The organism is Luteimonas sp. MC1895 (assembly GCF_016457215.1).
GTDB lineage: Bacteria > Pseudomonadota > Gammaproteobacteria > Xanthomonadales > Xanthomonadaceae > Luteimonas.
Window position 1 is genome coordinate 83,327 of the sequence record NZ_JAEMDY010000006.1, and the last position, 21,494, is coordinate 104,820.

The 21,494-nt window shown below is 73.5% G+C and carries 13 protein-coding genes; 5 read left to right on the forward strand and 8 right to left on the reverse strand.

Translation table 11 applies throughout. From position 1 onward, the window contains the following. The first annotated feature begins 2 nt into the window (after positions 1–2). Positions 3–875 (forward strand): energy transducer TonB, encoded by an 873-nt coding sequence (locus JG616_RS12575; RefSeq protein ID WP_199392798.1) that lies wholly within the window; start codon positions 3–5, stop codon positions 873–875. Between the two features lie 3 nt (positions 876–878). Here JG616_RS12575 and tsaB read toward each other — a convergent pair whose 3' ends face one another. From tsaB to mrcB, 4 genes are all read right to left on the reverse strand, one after another. Next, positions 879–1,583, reverse strand: a complete 705-nt coding sequence (tsaB, locus tag JG616_RS12580; protein ID WP_199392799.1) for a tRNA (adenosine(37)-N6)-threonylcarbamoyltransferase complex dimerization subunit type 1 TsaB — start codon at positions 1,581–1,583, stop codon at positions 879–881. A gap of 52 nt (positions 1,584–1,635) precedes the next feature. After that, positions 1,636–3,642, reverse strand: a complete 2,007-nt coding sequence (locus JG616_RS12585; RefSeq protein ID WP_235973145.1) for an ATP-dependent DNA helicase — start codon at positions 3,640–3,642, stop codon at positions 1,636–1,638. 208 nt (positions 3,643–3,850) lie between these two features. Continuing rightward, the gene (locus JG616_RS12590) at positions 3,851–4,396 is read right to left on the reverse strand and encodes a hypothetical protein (RefSeq protein WP_199392801.1); all 546 of its coding nucleotides are present in this window, start codon (positions 4,394–4,396) and stop codon (positions 3,851–3,853) included. Then, on the reverse strand, positions 4,393–6,828 hold the full coding sequence (gene mrcB, locus JG616_RS12595; RefSeq protein WP_199392802.1) for a penicillin-binding protein 1B: 2,436 nt from the start codon (positions 6,826–6,828) through the stop codon (positions 4,393–4,395). Before mrcB ends, JG616_RS12590 begins: the two co-directional genes overlap by 4 nt. A 149-nt stretch (positions 6,829–6,977) precedes the next feature. Between mrcB and JG616_RS12600 the strand changes: the two genes are divergently transcribed. After that, positions 6,978–9,071 (forward strand): glycosyltransferase, encoded by a 2,094-nt coding sequence (locus tag JG616_RS12600; RefSeq protein ID WP_199392803.1) that lies wholly within the window; start codon positions 6,978–6,980, stop codon positions 9,069–9,071. A 36-nt stretch (positions 9,072–9,107) separates the two neighbouring features. Here the strand turns inward: JG616_RS12600 and JG616_RS12605 are convergent, their stop codons facing one another. Together JG616_RS12605 and JG616_RS12610 are read right to left on the reverse strand one after the other, a co-directional pair. After that, positions 9,108–10,472 (reverse strand): hypothetical protein, encoded by a 1,365-nt coding sequence (locus JG616_RS12605; RefSeq protein ID WP_199362781.1) that lies wholly within the window; start codon positions 10,470–10,472, stop codon positions 9,108–9,110. A gap of 37 nt (positions 10,473–10,509) precedes the next feature. Next, on the reverse strand, positions 10,510–12,690 hold the full coding sequence (locus tag JG616_RS12610; protein WP_343225025.1) for a RelA/SpoT family protein: 2,181 nt from the start codon (positions 12,688–12,690) through the stop codon (positions 10,510–10,512). Positions 12,691–12,761: 71 nt separating this feature from the next. Here JG616_RS12610 and JG616_RS12615 point away from each other — a divergent pair, with 71 nt between their 5' ends. Further along, positions 12,762–13,244, forward strand: coding sequence for a hypothetical protein (locus JG616_RS12615; RefSeq protein WP_199362779.1), 483 nt, complete (start codon positions 12,762–12,764; stop codon positions 13,242–13,244). Here the strand turns inward: JG616_RS12615 and hrpA are convergent. Further along, positions 13,237–17,421, reverse strand: a complete 4,185-nt coding sequence (gene hrpA / locus JG616_RS12620; protein ID WP_199392804.1) for an ATP-dependent RNA helicase HrpA — start codon at positions 17,419–17,421, stop codon at positions 13,237–13,239. The genes JG616_RS12615 and hrpA overlap by 8 nt on opposite strands. A gap of 155 nt (positions 17,422–17,576) precedes the next feature. On the opposite strand from hrpA, the gene JG616_RS12625 reads away from it, so the two are divergent. Continuing rightward, the gene (locus JG616_RS12625) at positions 17,577–18,089 is read left to right on the forward strand and encodes a Dps family protein (RefSeq protein WP_234446649.1); all 513 of its coding nucleotides are present in this window, start codon (positions 17,577–17,579) and stop codon (positions 18,087–18,089) included. A 105-nt stretch (positions 18,090–18,194) separates the two neighbouring features. Continuing rightward, positions 18,195–20,027 carry a DNA helicase RecQ gene (gene recQ / locus JG616_RS12630; RefSeq protein ID WP_199392806.1) on the forward strand — a complete coding sequence of 611 codons (1,833 nt, stop codon included), beginning with the start codon at positions 18,195–18,197 and terminating at the stop codon, positions 20,025–20,027. A 48-nt stretch (positions 20,028–20,075) separates the two neighbouring features. On the opposite strand, the gene JG616_RS12635 is transcribed toward recQ, so the two are convergent. Continuing rightward, on the reverse strand, positions 20,076–21,479 hold the full coding sequence (locus tag JG616_RS12635) for a PQQ-dependent sugar dehydrogenase (protein ID WP_199392807.1): 1,404 nt from the start codon (positions 21,477–21,479) through the stop codon (positions 20,076–20,078). Positions 21,480–21,494 lie beyond the last annotated feature (15 nt).

The window sequence follows — 21,494 nt, forward strand, 5'->3', positions numbered from 1 at the left end:
ACGTGAGCACGATGGTCGCCCCCGGGGGCGTCGGCGAGCGGCAGCGCCTGGGCGCGACCATGGTGCTGTCGCTGCTGGTGCACGCGATGGTGGTGCTCGGCGTCGGCTTCGCGCTCGAGGAGGCGGCGCCGGTGCTGCCCACGCTCGACGTGATCCTGACGCGCACCAGCAGTCCGCTGACCCAGGCCCAGGCCGACTTCCTCGCGCAGGCCAGCAACCAGGGCGGCGGCGAGGACGAGGCCAGCCGGCGGCCGCGCGACGCCCAGGCCGGGCAGCTGCCGCAGGACGAGGACGGCGTCGCGCAGCGCGCGGTGCGTGCGCAGTCGCCCGACCTCGCGCCGCCACCGGAAGCGCGCGTCGTCGCCAGCCGCCGCGGCGAGGCCGCCGTGGCGGCGCCCGAAGCCACCCCGCAGGTCGAGGAGCAGGTGCTGCCACGCGGGCCGGAGAAGATCGAGCGCGACCTGGCCATGGCGCGGCTGGCGGCCGAGATCCACCTGCAGTCGGAACGCTACGCCAAGCGGCCCAAGCGCAAGTTCGTCTCGGCCTCGACCCAGGAGTGGGCCTATGCCACCTACCTGCGCGCGTGGGTGGACCGGGTCGAGCGCGTGGGCAACCTCAACTATCCCGACGAAGCCCGCCGCCGGCAGTTGTCGGGCACCCTGGTGATCAGCGTGGCCATCCGCCGCGACGGCTCGGTCGAGCGCGCCGAGGTGATCCAGTCCAGCGGCGTGCGCCTGCTCGACGACGCCGCGCTGCGCATCGCGCGCCTGGCCGAGCCCTATCCGCCGCTGCCCCGCACCGAGGAGGAGATCGACGTCCTCCACGTCACCCGCACCTGGAACTTCCTGCCCGGCGGCGAGCTGGTCGACGACTGAGCCTCAGCCGCGGGCGGCGCGCGCGGCCGCCTGCTCGACCAGGGTCAGGGCCACCTGGTTGCGCAGATAGGCCGGCTCCACCAGCTCGGGTGCCAACGCCCCGCCCGCCGCCATCGACAGCGCGGCCAGGCGCACGAGCTGGCCCGCGCGCGGGAGCGCCGCGGCGTCGACCGGACCCAGGTGGTCACCGAGATGGCGCACCAGGGCCGCGTCCGCGGCCGCGAAGCCGGTACCGACGCCAGTCCACGGCCCCGCATCGGGTGGCTCGACGGCGTCGGGAGCCGACACCCGCTCCGGCCCGAGCGCGCGCAGGCCGGCGCCGTCGCGCGCGAAGGCACCCGCATAGACCTCGCCCATGCGCGCATCGATCGCGGCGAGCACGCGGTCACCGCCGTCGCGCAGCCCGTCCATGGCCAGCACGGCCAGGGTCGAGACCGGCAGCAGCGGGCGCCCGAGCGCGAGCGCGATGCCCTGGGCGATCGAAATCCCCAGCCGCACGCCGGTGAACGCGCCCGGGCCGCGACCCACGGCGACCGCATCGAGTGCGCTGCGATGCGTGCCGGCCTCGGCGAGCAGTGCCTCGGCCCACGGCAGCACCAGTTCGGCGTGGCGGCGCGGGGCGATCGCGAAGCGCTCGCACACCTCGCCATCGACCATCACGGCGACGGAGCAGGCTTCGGTGGAGGTCTCGATGGCGAGCAGGCGCATGCGCGACAAAACCGGAATCGGGGTGCGACAGGTTAGCGCGTGCGCGCCGGGATCAGGCTTCGCCGAAGAACGCCACCGCATCGGCGGCGTCGCGGGTGCGCGGGAACGGCGGCAGCGAATCGAGGAAGCGCTTGCCATAGCCCTTGCCGAGCAGGCGTGGATCGCAGAGCACCAGCACGCCGCGGTCGGTCTCGGTGCGGATCAGCCGGCCCACGCCCTGCTTGAGCGCGATCACCGCCTGCGGCACCTGCTCGTCGCGGAAGGGGTTGCCGCCCGCCCGTCGGATGGCTTCCAGCCGCGCCTCGAACACCGGATCGTCGGGCGAGGCGAAGGGCAGCTTGTCGATCACCACCACGCTGAGCGCGCCGCCGGCGACGTCGACGCCCTCGCGGAAGCTGGCCGCCCCCAGCAGCACGCCGTTGCCGGATTCACGGAAACGCTGCAGCAGCACGTGGCGCGGCGCCTCGCCCTGCACGAACAGCGGCCACGGGCCGTCGCGCAGCGCCTCGGCGGCCTCGCGCAGCGCGCGGTGCGAGGCGAACAGCAGGAAGGCGCGACCGCCGGAGGCTTCCAGCACCGGGCGCACCGCGTCGGTGATCGCGGCGGTGTAGTCGCGCGCCGACGGCTCCGGAAGACCGGGCGGCAGGTAGCACAGCGCCTGGGTGGACCAGTCGAACGGGCTCGGCACCAGCAGGGTGCGCGGCTGGTACAGGCCCAGCCGGCGCGCGAGATGGTCGAAGCGGCCCTCGACCGCCAGGGTCGCCGAGGTGAACACCCAGGCCGCGCGCGAGCGCTCGCGGTGGGCGCGCAGCGGACCGGACACGTCGAGCGGCGTGCGCTGCAGGCGGAAGCCGCGCGGCGAGAGCTCGTACCAGCGGACATCGTCGTCACGGGTGGGCGCAGCCGGAGCGCCAGCGCCCGCGGCGTCGTGCGACTCACCCGTGCCGGCGTCGGCCGCCTGCGCTTCGCCGGCGTCGCGGCCACCATCGTCAAGGTCGCGCCAGCGACCCAGTCGACCATGGTGGTCGCGGGCGCGCAGCAGGCAGGCTTCGAGCCCGGGGGCCGCGTCGGCCAGCGGCGCGAGCGCACCGGCCAGCGCCAGCAGCGCGGCATCCAGCGCATCGAGCTCCTCGACGACCTCGGGCACCGCCAGCAGCTGCGGACGGGTGCCACGCAGCGGCAGGACGTCCATGGCCGCGCGCAGCTGGCGGGTCGCCTGTTCCAGCGCACGCGCGGGCTCCTGCAGCATGGCCAGGGCGCCGGCCACCTCGCGGCATTCGGAGATGGCGTCGCGCGCCAGCTCGACCAGCGGGCGCGCCGAAAGGCCTTCGCCGAAGAACTGCGCCGCCAGCTCGGGCAGCTGGTGGGCCTCGTCGATCACGAAGGCCTCGGCGCCGGGCAGGATCTCGCCGAAGCCCTCCTGCTTCAGCGCCAGGTCGGCCAGCAGCAGGTGGTGGTTGACCACCACCACGTCGGCCTCCTGGGCGCGCTGGCGGGCCTGGACCACGAAGCACTCGCCCCAGAACGGGCATTCGCTGCCCAGGCAGTTCTCGGCGGTCGAGGTCACCATCGGCAGCAGCGGTGAATCCTCGGGCAGCGATTCGAGCTCGGCCAGATCGCCCATGCGCGTGCGCCCGCTCCAGGCCACGATGCGCTGGAAATGCACGGCCTGCGCCGGGGTCTGGAAGCGGTTCTCGCCGCGCGCGCGCTCCAGCCGGTGCCGGCAGAGGTAATTGGCGCGGCCCTTCAGCAGCGCCGTGCGCAGCCCGCGGCCGAGCGCGTCGCGCACCCGCGGCAGGTCGCGATGGTAGAGCTGGTCCTGCAGCGCTCGGGTGCCGGTGGAGACGATCGTCTTGCGCCCGGACAGCAGGGCCGGAACCAGGTAGGCGAAGGTCTTGCCGGTGCCCGTCCCGGCCTCGGCCAGCAGCGGCTCGCGGTCCTCGAACGCGGTCGCGACCGCCGCGGACAGGTCCTGCTGGGCACTGCGCGGCCGGAAGCCGGGCAGCACCGAGGCCAGCAGGCCGTCGTCGGACAGCGCGGCGCGGCTGCTGCGCGCCAGCGCGCTTTCGTGCGCGGGCGGGGCCGCGGGCGCAGGCCCGGAGCCCGCTGTGGCCGGGTCGTGGGCGGGGTGGTCGGGAACGGCGGGCACGGCCGCGGTGGATCCGGAAGGGCTCATCAGGCCGCCATGATCGCTGCAAACCGCGACCGGCGGGGTCGCCGGTTGACGCGCGCGGCTGTCGGCCTTGGCGCCGCGCGAGCCCCGCGCCTCACCAGCGCGGCGGCGGCGCGACCCGGCAGGCCTCGATCGCGGCCTTGGCGACGGCCGCCGCCTCGGCATCGCCGCGGGCCAGGGCGGCCTGCTCCAGCGTCGCCTGGTGGCGACGGCACAGCGGCCCCACCCCGGAGCCCAGTGCCTGCGCGCGAGCCGCCAGCTCGCCCGCCCGGGCGGTGTCGCCCAGCAGGATCGCCACCTCGGCGCGCTCCTGCAGCAGCGCCGGGTCGTCGTCGACCAGGGCAATGGCCTGGTCCAGCGCCGCCGCGGCGTCGGCATGGTGGCCCTGCTCCTGGAGGCGATCGGCGCGCTGACGCAGGTCTTCGACCTGGCTGTCGCGCAGCGGCTGCACGTCGAGCTCGCCTTCGCCGTCGCCGCCCGTGGCTCGGATGTACGCGACCATCTGCGCCGGCGTGGCCGTGGTCAGCTGCGGCGTGGCCGGAGGCAGGGACGCGCTCGCACAGGCCGCGAGCGCAAGCGCGAGGGCGGCGGGCGCGGCGCGCAGGATGCGCGCACGGCGGGTGGCTTCAAGGCGTGTCATGGCTCGATGTCCTGGGGCGGCGGTGGCGGCTGGTTCGCCGGATCACCGGTGACGGGCTGCGGCGGCGGCTCGGTGGCCGGATCGCGGCCGCTGCCGAAGCCGAACCACTCGCGCCACCCGCCACCCGAGGCGTCTTCCGCGGGCGGCGGCGCGATCACGCAGGGCTGCCACGGCGGCGCGAAACCCTCGGCGAATGCGAAGCGCCGCGCGCCGGCGCACCCGGCGTCGGTGCTGTGGCCGGCCACCACCCAGGTCCACTCCAGCCCCTTGGCATCCACGCGCAACGGCGCGCTGGGCAGGCGCGCGAAGGTCGCCGACCACACGCGCATCGCACCGGTGGCGCCATACAGCCCGGTCTGCTCGTTCCGGTCGTTGCCCACCCAGACCACGGCCAGGTGGTCGCCGGTCCAGCCGGCGTACCAGCTGTCGCGGCCGTCGTTGCTGGTGCCGGTCTTGCCGGCCGAATCCAGCCGGCCGAGGCCATCGTTCACCAGCTGCCGTCCGGTGCCCGAGCTGACCGCGTGCTGCAGCGCCACGGTCACCAGCCGCGCCGCGGTGCGGTCGCCGTCCTCGGGCTGCCGGGGCGCCTTGTCGTAGCGGTTGAGCACGCGGCCGTCCGGGTCGAGCACGCCGCGCACGGTGTACAGCGGCTGGATCTCGCCGTCCGAGGCCAGGAACTGGTACAGCTGGGCCATCGCGTACGGTGTCTGGTCGACCGAACCCAGGATCAGCGCCGGGTTGGCCACCGCCTCGATCCCGGCCAGCTGCTGGATCAGCTGTGCCAGCCGCTCGGGACGCATCGCCATGCCCACGCGCACCGTCGCCTGGTTGTAGGAGCGCGCCAGCGCGTCGATCAGGCGCACGCTGCCGTGGCTCTTGCCGTCGGAATTGCCGGGGGTCCAGCGCTTGCCGTTCTGCAGGGTCACGGTCACCGGCGAATCGTCGACCCAGCTCGCCAGCGAGTAGCGGTCGGGCAACGCCAGCGCGAGCAGGTAGACGAAGGGCTTGAGCAGCGAGCCGACCGGCCGGTGGGCCTCGATCGCGCGGTTGAAGCCGGGCATGGCGAAGTCGCGGCTGCCGACCACCGCGACCACCTGGCCGCTGTGCACGTCGGTCAGCACCATGCCGGCCTCGAGCGCGGGCCGCTTGCTGCTGTCGAGCGCGCCGAGCGTCCTGGTGACCGCGCTTTCCGCATAGGCCTGCGCCGACGGCGCCATCGCGGTCATCACCACCAGCCCCGCGCCCTGCAGCTCGTCGGAGGAGTAGTCGCTGGCAAGGTGGCGGCGGACCACGTCGATATAGGCCGGGAAGCGGTTGGCGGCGATGCTGCCCGGTGCGCTGGTCACGCCCAGCGGCGCGGCCACGGCGCGGTCGTGGGTGGCCTGGTCGATGAGGCCGGTTTCGAGCATCTCGCCGAGCACGAAGTCGCGGCGCGTCTTGGCCCGCTCCGGATGGCGGCGCGGATCGTAGTGCGACGGGCCGCGGATGATGCCCACCATCAGTGCCACCTGTTCGGTGGAGAGGTCGTCGAGCTGGCGCCCGAACCAGTACTCGGCGCCCGCGGCCACCCCGCGGATGGCCTGGTTGCCGCGCTGCCCGAGGTAGACCTGGTTGAGGTAGGCCTCGAGGATCACGCCCTTGCCGTAGCGCGCCTCGATGATCAGCGCGTACAGCACTTCGTTGACCTTGCGGGTCCAGGTCTGCTCGCGGCCGATGCCGAGCAGGCCGCTGCGCGCGAGCTGCTGGGTCAGCGTGCTGGCGCCCTGGCGGGCCTCGCCGGCCTTCAGGTTGACCCAGGCCGCACGCGCGATGCCGCGCACGTCGATGCCGTGGTGATGGGCGAAGTCGCGGTCCTCGACCGCCTGCAATGCGTCGGTGAGCTGCTGCGGGACCTCCTGCACGCGCACCAGGCGGCGCTCTTCCTGCTGGCGGCCGTAGAGCGTGGCGATGCGCGCGGGATCCAGGCGCACGCGCGCCGCGTCGCGGCCGCCGACCAGGTCGCGCAGCCTGGCCACCGTGCCCTTGGCCAGCTGCACCTCGACGCGGCTGGCCGGCACTTCGCCGCCAACGTCGGTGAAGCCGCGGCTGGCGATGGTCCAGCGGCCGTCGTCGCTGGCCCAGGTACCGGGTCGCTGTCCGTCGCCCTCGCGATAGCCGGCGGCTTCCAGCTCGAGCCGCAGCGCGCGCGCATCCATCGCCACGCCGGGCGCGAGTTCCAGCGGCCGTGCGTACACGCGCGTGGGCACCTGCCACTGCAGCTGGCCGAAGCGTTCGCCAACCTGGTGGTTCAGGTACAGCATGTAGGGAACGAGGAAACCGAGGCCGAGTCCGGCGGCGGCCAGCACCCAGGTCAGCAGCGTGCGACGCCAGTCGCGGCGTGGGCTGCCGGTGGCGTCGTCGTGGTCGTCTTCGTCGTAATCGATGCGTGCCATGTGGGCTCGGCGGCCGTGGATGCGGGAGCGCCGGAGCCTCCGGCGGGGTGCCGGGATGCGAGAATGCCCGGAATCGTGCGGAGTCTAGCCCAGCGCCCGTCGCCGCCCGGAGCCCGCACGCCCTGATCTTCAGCCGGAGTTGTCGCTGGATGCCCTACACGCTCGCCGACGCGCGCTTCCTCCTCGCACGCGCCGCAGGCTTGGCCCATCGCACGCTGCTCAGCCTGCGCACCCGCGGCATGCGCGCGAGCTGGGAGCGCGCGCGTGCCCAGCTGGTGCCGCCTTCGCAGGCGCTGCGCGAAGGCCTGTACCTGCCGCCCGCGACGCCGTTCGCGCCCTTCGCGCTGCCGACCAGCGACCAGCCGGTGGCCAGCGTGGTGATCCCGGTCTACGGCCAGTTCGACCACACCCTCGCTTGCCTGCGCGCGCTGGCCGCGCATCCGCCGGAGGTCGCCTTCGAGGTGATCGTGGTGGACGACGGTTCCAGCGACGCGACGCCGGAGTCGCTGCCGCAGGTGGACGGCCTGCGCTACCACCGCCGCGCCAGCAACGGCGGCTTCATCGCCGCCTGCAATGACGGTGCCGCGCTGGCGCGGGGCGAGTTCCTGGTGCTGCTCAACAACGACACCGTGCCGCAGCCCGGATGGCTGGATTCGCTGGTCGCCACCTTCCGCGAGCACCCGGATGCGGGCCTGGTCGGTGCCCAGCTGCTGTATCCCGACGGCCGCCTGCAGGAGGCCGGCGGCGTGGTGTTCTGCGACGGCAACGCCTGGAACTATGGCCGCTTCGGCGATCCCGCCGATCCGCGCTACGCCTACCTGCGCGACGTCGACTACGCCAGCGGCGCGGCGATCGCCCTGCCGCGCGCGCTCTTCCTCGGGCTCGGCGGCTTCGACACACGCTATGCGCCGGCCTACTACGAAGACACCGACATGGCCTTCGCCGTGCGCGCGGCGGGCCTCCGCGTGCTCTACCAGCCGGCGGCGCGGGTCGTGCACGACGAAGGCACCAGCTCCGGCACCGACACCTCCAGCGGCGTCAAGGCCAACCAGTTGCGCAACCGCGAGGTCTTCCTGGCGCACCGCCGCGAGGCGCTCGCGCGCCTGCGCCCGCCGCACGAGCCGTCGCCGGCGACCCTGCACGCGGGGCAGCGCCAGGTCCTGGTGATCGACGCGCTGACCCCGCAGCCCGATCGCGATTCGGGCTCGGTGCGGCTGTGCAACCTGATGCGGCTGCTGCGCCGCGAAGGCGCGCACGTGGTCTTCCTGCCGGCCAACCGCCACTACGACGGCCGCTATACCGACGCCCTGCGCCAGCTCGGGGTGGAAGTCTGGTGCGCGCCGCACGGTGCGCGCGCACCCGCATGGCTGGCGGAACACGGGCCGCGCTTCGACGTCGCCATGGTCTGCCGCCACTACGTCGCCAGCGAATTCCTGCCGCTGCTGCGCCGGCACGCGCCCCAGGCCAGGCTGGTGTTCGACAGCATCGACCTGCACTACCTGCGCGAGACGCGCACCGCCGAAGTCACCGCCGATGCCACCATGGCCCGCGCCGCCGAGCGTACCCGGCGGCGCGAGCTCGGCGTGATCGCCGCGGCCGATACCACCCTGGTGGTCAGCAGCGTCGAGCGCGACGTCCTCGGGGCCGACGCGCCCGGCGCACGCGTGGACGTGCTGTCGAACGTGCACGAGGTGGCGGGGCCCGGGCTGGCCTTCGACGCGCGCAACGACCTGGTCTTCGTCGGCGGATTCCGCCATCCGCCCAACGTCGACGCGATGCGCTGGTTCGTCGGCGACGTGCTGCCGCGGATCCGCGAGCGGCTTCCCGGCGTGCGCCTGCACTGCATCGGGGCCGACGTGCCGCCGGAGGTCGCGGCGCTGGCCGACGCGCCCGGCGTGCTGGTGCACGGCTACGTGCCCGACATCACGCCCTACATGGATGGCTGCCGGCTCGCGGTGGCGCCGCTGCGCTATGGCGCCGGGGTCAAGGGCAAGGTCAACCTCAGCATGGCGCACGGGCAGCCGGTGGTCGCCACGTCCTGCGCCGCCGAAGGCATGCACCTGGTCGATGGCCATGACGTCCTGGTGGCCGACGATGCGCAGGGCTTCGCCGAGGCCGTCGTCCGCGCCTACGGCGACCGTGGACTGTGGGAGCAGCTGGCCGCCAACGGCCTGGAGAACGTCGCGCGGCACTTCTCGGCCGACGCGGCGCGCGAGGTCGTGCGCCGCGTGTTCTTTGACTGAGCTCCTCTTCGACCGGCCTTCGTCGACCGGTTCCGGTCACTCCATCCGGTGCGCGGCCGCCGCCGCGCGCACGCGCAGCTCGAAGTCGGACAGGCCGGGCACCAGCGGATCGGCCACCCGCGCGGCCGCCAGCGCGCTGCGTGCGTTGGCGATCTCGCCCGCGCCCAGCCGCTCGTCGCCGACCGCCAGCCAGCGTTCGGCCAGCTGGCGACGGGCCATGGACAGCTCGCCCGTGTCGTCGCCGAGCGCCTCGCGCGCCTCCAGGCACATGCCGGCGCGGCGCAGGCTGTTGCTGCGCAGCTCGAGCAGATGGCACTCGCGGACCAGCGGCAGCAGGCGCAGGGCCGCCGCGGCCACGTCCGCCGAAGCGGGATCGAGCACCCGCGCCGCGGCGACCCTGTCCGCCGCGCCGCTGCCGGTGGCATCGACGAGGTTTCCCGCGGACAGCGCGGCGTCCGCCTGGGCCAGCAGCGCGCGCACGCGCCGCGCGCGCTCGCCGGCGTCGATTCCCGCGCCGCCGCCCGCCGCCGCGGCCACGCCGCGGGGATCGGCGCGCACCGCCTGGCCTTCGCCGGCCAGCAGGCGCGCGAGGCCCTCGTCATCGAGCCTGGCCTCCTCCATCAGGCGCGCCAGCGTGTCGGGCAGGTCGACGTGACCGGGGTCGTAGGTGCGCACCGTCGCGACCAGGCGCGCGGCGTCGACCACATCGCCGGCACGCAGCGCCTCGCGCGCCTGCGCCAGCAGCTCGGCCAGCGCGTCCTCGCGCCCGCGCAGCGCGCCGGCATGCGCCGGTTCGAGCGCGAGCACATGCGCGTACAGCGGCAGGGCGCTGCCGACGCCGCCGTCCAGGCGGCCCTGCGCATGCGCGTCCTCGGCATGCGCGAACAGGCCGTCGACGCCGGCGTGCCCGGCCTCGCGCTGGCGCAGCGCATCGGCCAGGGCATCGGCTTCCGCGCGCGGCACCGACAGCGCGCGGGCGAGCGCGAGGTTCCGCCGGGCATCGTCGAAGCGGTCCCCGGCCAGGGCGATGCGCGCCTGCTCCAGCGCGGCCAGCGCCACCTGCGCCAGCCCCTGGCGGGCTTCGGCCCGGTCGGGATCCATGGCCAGCGCTGCTTCGAACAGCTCGCGCGCACCGCTGCCGTCGGCGGCCGTGAGGCGGCCCTCGGCCAGCGCCTGCCCGGCGTCGGCGCGCAGGGCCTGGGCCCGCGTCTGCGGCCACAGCAGCGCCCCGATCGGCGCGCGCAGCACCGCCAGCAGCACGATCGCGAGCATCGAGCCGATCAGCCACCAGCGCCAGTGGCGGACCATGCCCAGGCGCACCGGCAGCGCCGCGAGCCAGCGCAGGATGGCGCCGGCGCTGGGTGGCTCGGGGAAAGGATCGAGGTGCCGGGGTGAGTTCACGCGCGGCAGCATAAGGCGGCCACGGTGAACGCGTGGCTCAGGCGCGTTGCGCGCGCTCCACCCCGGGCAGCGCCTCCAGCCGCCCCAGCAGGCGCGAGAGCTGGCCGAAGTCGGCCACGCGCAGCGCCAGCCGCAGCTGCACCCGGCCCTGGCTGCGCCCCGCGCCACCGCCGTCGATCGACAGCACGTGGGCGTCCTCCTGGGCGATCAGGTTGGTCACGTCCTTGAGCAGGTGCTTGCGGTCGACCGCGTCCAGCACCACCGAAGCCTCGTGGCCGCCACCGGAGGCGCCCCACTCGACCGGCAGCACGCGCTGCGGCTCGCGCGCCGCCAGGCGTGCGAACGCCGCGCAGTCGGCGCGATGCACGCTGATGCCGCGCGCCCGGGTCAGGTAGCCGGCGATCGCCTCGCCGGGCAGCGGCTGGCAACAGCGCGCGATCTGCACCAGCAGGTTGTCGACGCCGACGACGGTGAAGTCCTGGCTGCCGGCCCGGCGCACGCGCCTGGGCGCACGCAGGGCGATCACCTCGTCCCCGGCCGGACCTGCAGCGGCGTCGCGCTGTGCGCGTTCGTGTTCGGCCAGCGCGCGCGCCACCTGGTGCGGGCCGACGTCGCCCAGCGCGACCAGCACGTGCAGGTCGTCGGCGGCCTCGACGTTGAAGCGCTTCAGCACCGGCGCCAGCTCGGCCTGGCCCAGGCCCACGCGCTTGAGCTCGCGGTCGAGCAGCTCACGGCCGTCCTGCAGGTTGCGCGCGCGGTCGAGCTTGTGGAACCAGGCGCGCACCTTCTCGCGCGAGCGCGGGCTGGCGAGGTAGCCGCTGGTCGCCATCAGCCAGTCGCGGCGCGGCTCCGAAACCTTGCCGGTGAGGATCTCGACGCGGTCGCCCGAGCGCAGCACGTGGTCCAGCGGCACGATGCGGCCGTCGACCTTGGCGCCGCGGCAGCGGTGGCCGACCTCGGTGTGCACGCGGTAGGCGAAATCCAGCGGCGTCGAACCGCGCGGCAGGTCAATCACCTCGCCCCTGGGCGTCAGCGCATAGATCCGGTCTTCCAGCAGCTCGGTGTCGAAGGCGCCGGCCAGCGCGCCATCGCCGCTGTCGGCGCCCTCGGCGGTGGCCTCGAGCAGGTTGCGCATCCATTCGATCTTGCGGTTGACCGCGGCCTCGCCGGCGGCGGAGCGCTGCGAACCACCCGACTCCTTGTAGCGCCAGTGCGCGGCCACGCCGCGCTCGGCCTGCTCGTGCATCTCGCGGGTGCGGATCTGCACCTCCAGCGTCTTGCCCTCCGGGCCGACCACGGCGGTGTGCAGCGAGCGGTAGTCGTTGTTCTTCGGCCGCGCGATGTAGTCGTCGAACTCGCCGGGCACCGGGGTCCACAGCGCATGCACCACGCCCAGCGCCGCATAGCAGGCCTGGACGTCGTCGACCAGCACGCGCACCGCGCGCAGGTCGTAGAGCTCGCCGATCGGCACGTCCTTCTTCTGCATCTTCTTCCAGATGCTGTGGATGTGCTTGGGACGGCCGGCGATGTCGCCCCCGATGCCCGCGGCACGCAGCGCATCGCCCAGCAGGCCGGTGACGCCGGCGATGTAGCGCTCGCGCCCTGCGCGCTTGTCGTCGAGCAGCTTGGCGATGCGCCGGTAGGTGTCGGGCTCGAGGTGGCGGAAGGCGAGGTCTTCCAGCTCCCACTTGAGCTGCCAGATGCCGAGCCGGTTGGCCAGCGGGGCATGGATGTCGCGGGTGAGCCGCGCCAGCGCCTTGCGCTGGTCGTCGGGCAGCGCGGTGGCCGCGCGCATCCGCGCCAGCTGCCGCGCCAGCAGCACCAGCACCACCCGCAGGTCGCGCACCAGGGCCAGCAGCAGCCTGCGCAGGCCTTCGTGGCCGCGGGCGGCGGCCTGCTCCGCGTGCAGCGCCCAGACCTGGTTGGCGGCCTCCTGGCCCTCGAGCAGGGCCGGGATCGCCGCTCCGGGACCCTGCGCGGGCGCGCCATGGCGTGCGCCCCACGCGGGCACCGCGTGCAGGATGGCCGCGGCCATCACTTCGCCGTCGGCATCCAGCAGGGCCAGCGCATCCAGCGTGTCCTCGAGCACGCCCGCGGGGTCGATGCACGGCGCCGGACCGTCGGCGGCGGCCACGCGCAGCAGGGCTGCGACCGGCGGCGGCAGGGTGCGCAGCGCGGGACGCGCCAGCAGGTCCTCGATGTCCACGTTGTCGACCACGTGCAGCCACTGCCAGAACGGGGGATGGGACGGTCTACACTAGCCCGACCTCGCAATCGGGAACAGCCGCCATGCCGGTACGCCGCCTCCTCCTTGCCGCCCTGCTCGTGGCCGCCGCGCCGGCGCTTGCCCAGCAGCAGCCGATCGAATCCAGGATGACGCCGGAGGAGTTCAAGGCCACCGGGCTTGACCAGCTCGACGCGGCGCAACTCGCGCGCCTCAACGCCTGGCTGGGCCGCACCATCGAGGGCGAGACGGAGAAGGCCGCCGCCACCGCCAAGCGCAAGGTCGAGGACGAGAACCGCGGCTTCCTGAGCTTCGGCTCCAGCGAGCCGGTGACCGGACGCATCGCCGGCACCTTCAGCGGCTTTGCCCGCGGCCGCGAGTACACGCTCGACAACGGCCAGGTCTGGCGCCAGATCGATGGCGCCAGCCTGGCCGGCGTCCGCCGCGAGGCTCCCACGGTGCGGATCACCCCGAGCCTGGTCGGCAACGCCTGGTACATGGCGGTCGAGGGCTCCAACACCCGCGCCAAGGTCGAACGCGTCAAGTAAGCGCGGACAGCCGCGCCGCCAGCTTCTTCGGCGACACGCCGCCCTTCGCCCCCAGCTCCTGGGCGAAGAGCTGCACGCGCAGCTCCTCCAGCTCCCAGCGCAGCGCCTGCCAGCCGGGCTCCTCGGCGCGGCCGTCTGCCCGCGCGCGGGCCAGCGCATCGGCGAACGGCTTCAGCTCGAGCATGCGCTGCTGGTCGCGCGAGGGATCGTTGAGCGCGCGCCCGGCGCGCACCGCCATCGCCTTCAGGTAGCGCGGGTAGGAGGCCAGGACGTCGGCCGGCACGTCGCGCAGGAATCCGGCCGGGACCAGCGCCGCCAGCTGGGCCTGCAGGTCGTCGAGGTTGCCGCGCGCCCAGCCCATCAGCCTGCCTTCGAGCGCGGCGCGCACCTCGGCCACCTGGGCCAGGATTCCCTCGGCCTGCTGCAGGCGGCGCATGGCTTCGGGGAACAGGGCCTTGCCAACGGCGTCGACGAGGGCCGCGAAGGCCGCGGGATCACGCACGTCGGCGAGGCCATCGGCCGTGAGCGCGGCAAACGCCCCGTCCACCAGGTCTTCGCGCAGGGTGTCGGCCGGGCGGCTTCCGCCGGCCTCGCGGGGCGCGGTGGACTCGATGGCGGCATACAACAGCGCGGTCTTGGGCTGCACCGGCAGCTGCCGGCGCGCGTGGCGGATGCGGTCGGACAGCGCGATGGCGAGCAGCCGGCGCACGCCGCCCGGATGCAGGCGCTCGGCCTCGGCGCGGTCGGCATGCACGTCGAGCGACACGCTGCCGCCGTCGTCCTGCAGCGCGGGGAACGCGGGCACGCCGCCGGCCCCGGGAACCGAGACCGGGATGGCGGTGCCCGGGAAGGCGGTCAGCGCCTCGCGCGCGAGCCCGGCCGCGGCGTGCGCGGCGAAGGCCTCGGAAGCCCGCGCGCCGAATCGCGCGCGCAGCGCGTCGAGCGCACGCGACTCCGCGAGCACGTTGCGGCCATCGGCGTCGAGGAGGCGCAGGTTGGCCACCAGGTGCGGCTCCAGCGTCGATTCGTCGAAGTCGGTGGCGGCCAGCTCGACGCCGGTCATGCGCTTGAGGAAGCGCGCCAGCGTGCCGGTGATGCTGTCGGTCGCCGCCTCGGCGGTGCCGTGTGCCTCGGCGAACGCGCGCGCGAAGTCGGGTGCCGGTACGAAGTTGCGGCGCAGCGCCTTGGGCAGGCCGCGCAGCAGCGCCGTGGCCTTTTCCTGCACGAAGCCGGGGGCGAGCCAGCCCAGCCGCGGTCCATCCATGGCGTTGAGCAGGTGCAGCGGCACCACCACCGTCATGCCGTCGTCGGGCGCGCCCGGCTCGAAGCGGTAGTGCAGCGCCAGCCGCGCGTGGCCCAGGGGGAAGTACGCCGGGAACCGTTCGGCATCGCTGCCGTCGGCGACCAGCAGGTCGTCGCGCGTCCACTGCAGCGCGCGGCGCTGCTCTTTCGGCAGCCCCGCGTACCAGGCGTCGAGGGCCTGTGCGCTGGTGATCTCCGCCGGGATGCGGTCGCGGTACCAGCGCAGCATCCAGTCCTCATCGACGACCAGCCCGGTGCGGCGCTGCTTGGCCTCTTCCTCTTCGGCCGACTCCAGCGTGCGGCGGTTGCGGGCGACGACGTCGGCGCGCAGGTTGATCTCGCCGGCCACCAGGCCGTCGCGCAGGAACAGTTCGCGCGCCTCCTCCGGATAATGCGCGCCGTAGTGGAACGGCCGCGCGGCCGCCAGCACCAGGCCGAACAGGCCGACCTGCTCGCTGCCGACCACGCGCCCCTGCTTCCGCGACCAGCGCGGATCGAAGTGGCGCCGCGAAAGGAGGTGCGGCAGCTCGGCTTCGACCCACTCCGGCTCGATCGCGGCATTGGTCAGCGCCCAGACCTTCTCGGTGTCGAGGAGCGTCGCCGTGAGCAGCCATGGCGGCGGTCGCGAGCCCAGGGTCGAGCCGGGGAACAGCTGGAAACGGCGTCCGCGGGGGCCTTCGTAGCTCGCCTGACGGCGCTTGTCGCGCTCGGGCAGCACATGGCCGACCTGGGTCGGCAGCCCGGCCAGCAGCGCGCGATGGACGCTCTGGTAGAGATCGCGCGCCTGGGCGGCCGCGCCCTTGTCCGGGCTGGCCGGCACGCCGTCGCGGTGGCCTTGGCCTTGGCCCTGGCCTTGGCCGCGGCCCCCGCGCCGGCGCCGTCGGGGAGCCGGCGCATCCTGCACGGACGGCGCTCCGACAGCCGCCTGCGCCGGCGCATCGTCACCGGACGCGGCAAACAGCACGTCCCCGGCCCGATCTTCTTCGCTCCAGCCCAACCCCTCGCACTGCAGCTTCAGCTGGCGATGCAGCTCGCGCCACTCGCGCATGCGCAGGAAGCCGAGGAAGTTGCGCTCGCACCACTTGCGCAGCTGCGACTGGGTCAGGTCCTGGTGCGCGACGCGATAGGCCTCCCACAGGCGCAGGATGGCCACGAACTCCGATTTCGGGTCCCGGAACGCGGCGTGTGCGGCGTCGGCGGCGCCGCGCTGGTCGGCGGGGCGCTCGCGCGGATCCTGGATGCCGAGGAAGCTCGCGATCACCAGCATCTCGCGCAGGCAGCGGTGATCCCTGGCGGCGACCAGCATGCGCGCGAGCTTCACGTCCACCGGCAGCTTCGCCATCGCCTCGCCGTGCGCGGTGAGCCTGCGCGCCGCGTCCACCGCGCCCAGTTCGGCCAGCTGCTGCCAGCCGTCGGCAATGGCGCGCGCGTCTGGCGGCTCGAGGAACGGAAATTCCTCGATCGCCCCCAGACCCAGCGACAGCATGCGCAGGATCACGCCGGCCAGCGCGGCGCGGCGGATCTCGGGATCGGTGAACTCCGGACGCGCGGCGAAATCGGGCTCGTCGTACAACCGGTAGCAGACGCCCGGCGCAATGCGGCCGCAGCGCCCGGCGCGCTGGTTGGCGCTGGCCTGGCTGATCGGCTCGATGTGCAGGCGGTCGAGCTTTTGCCGCGGGCTGTAGCGCTTGACCCGCGCCAGCCCCGGATCGACCACGTAATGGATGCGCGGCACTGTCAGCGAGGTTTCGGCCACGTTGGTCGCGAGCACGATGCGCCGCTGCGACCCCGGGTTGAACACCCGGTCCTGGTCGCGCACCGACAGGCGCGCGTACAGCGGCAGCACCTCGGTATGGCGGTACTTGCGGCCCTCGAGCGCGCGGTGGGCGTCGCGGATTTCGCGTTCGCCCGGAAGGAACACCAGCACGTCGCCGCCCATGCCGCTTCCGCCGCGCAGGCTGCCTCCACCCAGGATGCCTCTACCCAGGATGATCTCGTCGCAGGCGGCGACGATGCCGTCGGTGGTCGACAGCGCGCCATCGTCGCCGTTGCCGTCACCACCGGCGCTGCCGTCGAGCGGACGGTAGCGCACCTCGACCGGATAGCCGCGGCCTTCGACGTTGACCACCGGCGCATCGTTGAAATGCGCGGAGAAACGCGCGGTGTCGATCGTCGCCGACGTCACCACCAGCTTCAGGTTGGGGCGCCGCGCCAGCAGCTGCTTCAGGTAGCCGAGCAGGAAGTCGATGTTGAGGCTGCGCTCGTGCGCCTCGTCGATGATCAGGGTGTCGTAGCGCGACAGCCAGCGGTCGGACTGGATCTCGGCCAGCAGGATGCCGTCGGTCATGAACTTGATCGCGGTCTGCTCGCCGACGTTCTCGCTGAAGCGCACCTGGTAGCCGACGGCACCGCCGAGCGGCACCTGCAGCTCCTCGGCCACGCGCCGGGCGACCGCGCGCGCGGCGATGCGCCGCGGCTGGGTGCAGCCGATCAGGCCCGCCGCGCCGCGGCCGGCGGCCAGGCAGAGCTTGGGCAGCTGGGTGGTCTTGCCGGAGCCGGTTTCGCCGGCGACGACGACCACCTGGTGCGCGCGCAGCAGCTCGACGATGCGCCCGGCTTCGGTGGCGATCGGCAGCGCCGGATCCACCTCGGCCCGCGGCAGCCGCTGCGCACGCGCTTCGCGCTGCGCCAGCGAGCGCGACAAGGCATCCTCGAACGCCGCCTGGCGCAGCGCATCGTCCTTCGCCTGGTCCCAGCGCCGCCACAGTCCGAGCAGGCGGCCACGGTCGCGCGTCAGCGCATCGTCGATCGCGCGCCGGCGCTCGCGCCTTGACGCAGGACTTGCATTCAGGGGACTAGACTCCAGTTCATTCATGCACGTGCGCCGTAGCCGGCCCTTGAGACTCCCTCACCCATCGCGCCCATTGTCGCGCGTCAAACAGAAAGGACACAGTGATGGCCAAGACCAAGAGCAACCCGAAGACCGCAGCGAAGCCGAAGAAGAGCAGCGCCAACAACCCCAAGGAAGCGATGCCCGCGGCCTCCCCCGCCCGCACCTCGATGGCCCCCGGGGTCGATATCGGGATCAGCGACCGCGATCGCAAGGCGATCTCGCAGGACCTTGGCCAGTTCCTTTCCGACAGCTTCACGCTGTACCTGAAGACCCACAACTTCCACTGGAACGTGACCGGGCCGATGTTCAACTCGCTGCATGCCATGTTCATGGAGCAGTACACCGAGCAGTGGAACGCGCTGGACGAAACCGCCGAGCGCATCCGCGCGCTGGGCTACAACGCCCCGGGTTCGTACGCCGAGTTCATCCGCCTGTCGTCGATCACCGAGGAGCCCGGCCTGACCGAGGCACCGGACTGGCGCGACATGGTCCGCCAGCTGGTCGAGGGCAACGAGGCGGTCTGCCGCACCGCGCGCCGCGCGCTGTCGAACGCCGACGATGCCGGCGACGACCCGACGGTCGACCTGCTGACCCAGCGCCTGCACGTGCACGAGAAGAACGCCTGGATGCTGCGCTCGCTGCTGCAGTAAGGCCCAGGGGCCGGGATTTCCCGGCAGCCCCGCCGCGCAACGCCCGACCACGCGTCGGGCGTTCGCATTCCGGGGGCTGAGACGCGCGCCCGGTATCCTTGCAGGATGAGCGACGCCGCACACCGCATCCTGCAGCAGGTCTTCGGCCACGAGACCTTCCGTGGCGACCAGTCCGCGATCATCCGGCACGTAGCCGAGGGCGGCGACGCCCTGGTGCTGATGCCCACCGGCGGCGGCAAGTCGCTGTGCTACCAGGTGCCGGCCCTGCTGCGCGAGGGCACCGCGGTGGTCGTGTCGCCGCTGATCGCGCTGATGCAGGACCAGGTCGAAGCCCTGCGCCAGCTCGGCGTGCGCGCGGCCTTCCTCAACTCCACGCTGGAAGGCGCCGAAGCCGCGGCGGTCGAGCGCGAGCTGCGCGAAGGCACCCTCGACCTGCTCTACGTGGCGCCCGAGCGGCTGCTGACCGCGCGCTTCATGTCGCTGCTGGATGCCAGCCGGATCGCGCTGTTCGCGATCGACGAGGCGCACTGTGTCTCGCAGTGGGGCCACGATTTCCGCCGCGAGTACCGCGAGCTAACCGTGCTGCACGAACGCTGGCCGCAGGTGCCGCGGATCGCGCTCACCGCCACCGCCGATCCGCCGACCCAGCGCGAGATCGCCGAGCGCCTGCAGCTCGAAGGGGCGCAGCGCTTCACCAGCTCGTTCGACCGCCCCAACATCCGCTACACCGTGGTCAACAAGGACAGCGGCAACCGCCAGCTGCTCGACTTCATCGCTGGCCACCGTGGTGAGGCCGGCATCGTCTACTGCCTGTCGCGCAACAAGGTGGAGAAGACCGCCGCCCTGCTGGTCGAGGCCGGCGTCGACGCCCTGCCCTACCACGCCGGGCTGGACGCGTCGGTGCGCGCCGCCAACCAGCGCCGCTTCCTGCTCGAGGACGGCGTGGTGATGGCGGCGACGATCGCCTTCGGCATGGGCATCGACAAGCCGGACGTGCGCTTCGTGGCGCACATGGACCTGCCGAAGTCGATCGAGGGCTACTACCAGGAGACCGGCCGCGCCGGCCGCGACGGGGATCCGGCCGAGGCCTGGATGTGCCACGGCCTGGGCGACGTGGTGCTGCTGCGTCAGATGATCGACCAGTCCGAGGCGGGCGAGGACCGCAAGCGCCTGGAGCACCGCAAGCTCGATGCCCTGGTGGGCTACTGCGAAACCACGCGCTGCCGGCGCCAGGTGCTGCTGGCCAACTTCGGCGAGGACTATGCCGGCCGGGGCGCCGGCGAGCCCTGCGGCAACTGCGACAACTGCCTGCATCCGCCGGAGACCTGGGACGCCAAGGTGGCGGCGCAAAAGGCGCTGTCCTGTGTCTACCGCACCGGCCAGCGTTTCGGCGCCGCGCACCTGATCGACGTGCTGCGCGGCTCGGAGTCCGAGCGGATCCGCCAGTTCGGCCACGACGGCATCAGCACCTATGGCATCGGCACCGACCTCGACGCACGCGCCTGGCGCGGGGTATTCCGGCAACTGGTCGCGGCGGGACTCCTGGAAGTGGATACCGAAGGCTACGGCGGCCTGCGCCTCACCGCCGACAGCCGCGAGGTGCTGCAGGGCCGTCGGGAGGTCCTGCTGCGCAAGGAAGCGCCGCGCACGGCGCGGGCGCGCGGGCGCGACGGCGAGACGCGGGCGCGGACAGTCGTGGAGGTGCCCCGCGCAGACCAGCCGCTGTTCGAATCGCTGCGCGCGCTGCGCACGCGCCTGGCCCGCGAACAGGGCGTGCCGCCCTATGTGATCTTCCACGACGCCACGCTGCGCGAGATCGCCCGGCTGCGCCCGAGGACGCCGGGCGACCTGGCGCTGATCGGCGGCATCGGCGCCGGCAAGATCGAGCGCTACGGCGACGAGGTCCTGGACGTGGTGTCGGAGGCCGAGGCGGCCTGAGCCGCCCCGCGCATCACCCGGCGGCCCGGAACACCCGCCCGCAACGCCTCAGCGCGCCGGTCGCCCGCCATGCGTCACGCGGAAGATCGTGCCATTGGCGTCGTCACTCACCAGCAGGGCGCCCTCCGAGTCGACCGCAACGCCGGCCGGGCGGCCCCAGACCCGGCCGTTGTCCAGCACGAAGCCGGTCATGAAGTCCTCGTAGGCCCCGGACGGACGGCCATTGGACATGGGCACGCGCACCACCTTGTAGCCGGTGATGTCGGGCCGGCTGTGCGAGCCATGCAGGGCCACGAAGGCGTCGCCCCGGTAGTCGGCCGGGAATCCCCGGCCGTCGTGGAAGGCCACGCTGAGCGCGGAGGAATGTGCCTGGAACAGCACGTCGGGCGCCGTCACCTTGCCCGCGAGGTCGGGCCGCTGCCCGGCCCGCGCCGGGTCCTCGCGGCCATCGAGATAGAACCAGGGCCAGCCGTGGAAGGAGCCCTCCTCGATCCGCACCATGAAGTCCGGAGTGACATTGGGACCCAGGTGGTCGCGCTCGTTGACGACGCACCAGAGGTTGCCGGTGCCCGGCTGCACCGCCATGCCCGAGCAGTTGCGCAGCCCGGTGGCGTAGTTCTGCACGCGCTTGCCGTCGCGGTCGAAGACGCGCACCACGCCGCGGTCCTTCTCCTCGCCCCAGGCCGCGCCGAGGCCATCGGTCGCTTCATGCACGCGGATCTGCGCCGGCGTCATCGCCGGCATTCCGGCAGCGCCGAGATTGGAGGCCGAGCCGACCGACAGGAACAGTCGCTCGCCATCGGCGGAGACCGCAAGGTCGCGGGTCCAGTGCCGCTTGGTCGGGATGCCGGCGATGATCACCTCGGCCGGGCCGGCGGCCTTGGGTTCGCCGCTGCGGTACGGGTAGCGCACCACCTGGTCGGCCGCGGCGACGTAGACGTGGGTCGGGCTCGTCGCCGGCACGAAGGCGATGCCGTAGGGCCGGTCCAGGCCGGTGGCAAACACCTCGGGCGTCGCGGTTCCGCCCTGCCCCTTGCGGAACACGAGCACGCGCCCCGCCCCGCTCTCGGCGAGGAAGATGTCGCCATTGGGCGCCGCACGAAGGGTGCGCGGCTGCTTGAAGCCGCTGGCGAACACCTCGGCGCTGAAGCCGGCGGGCACCTTGGGCAGCGTCCCGGCCAGTGGCGCGACCACCTCCACGTTGCCCGCCACCGAACCTTCCGGATCCATGCCCATGGCCGGTGCCGGAATGTCGGCGGCGCGGATGTGCCGCATCGCTCCGGGGGCGTCATCCGACCAGTCGCTGAGGACGGCGGCCGCGCCGGAGCCGCTGCCTGCGTCGGCGCCCGCGCGTTCGCGCACATCACCGCTTTGCGCGCAGGCGGTCAGGACCAGCACGGCCAGGGGCAGGGGCGTGAGTCGGGCCAGTCGCGGCCGGTGGGTGGCGTTCATCCGTGTTCTCCTCGG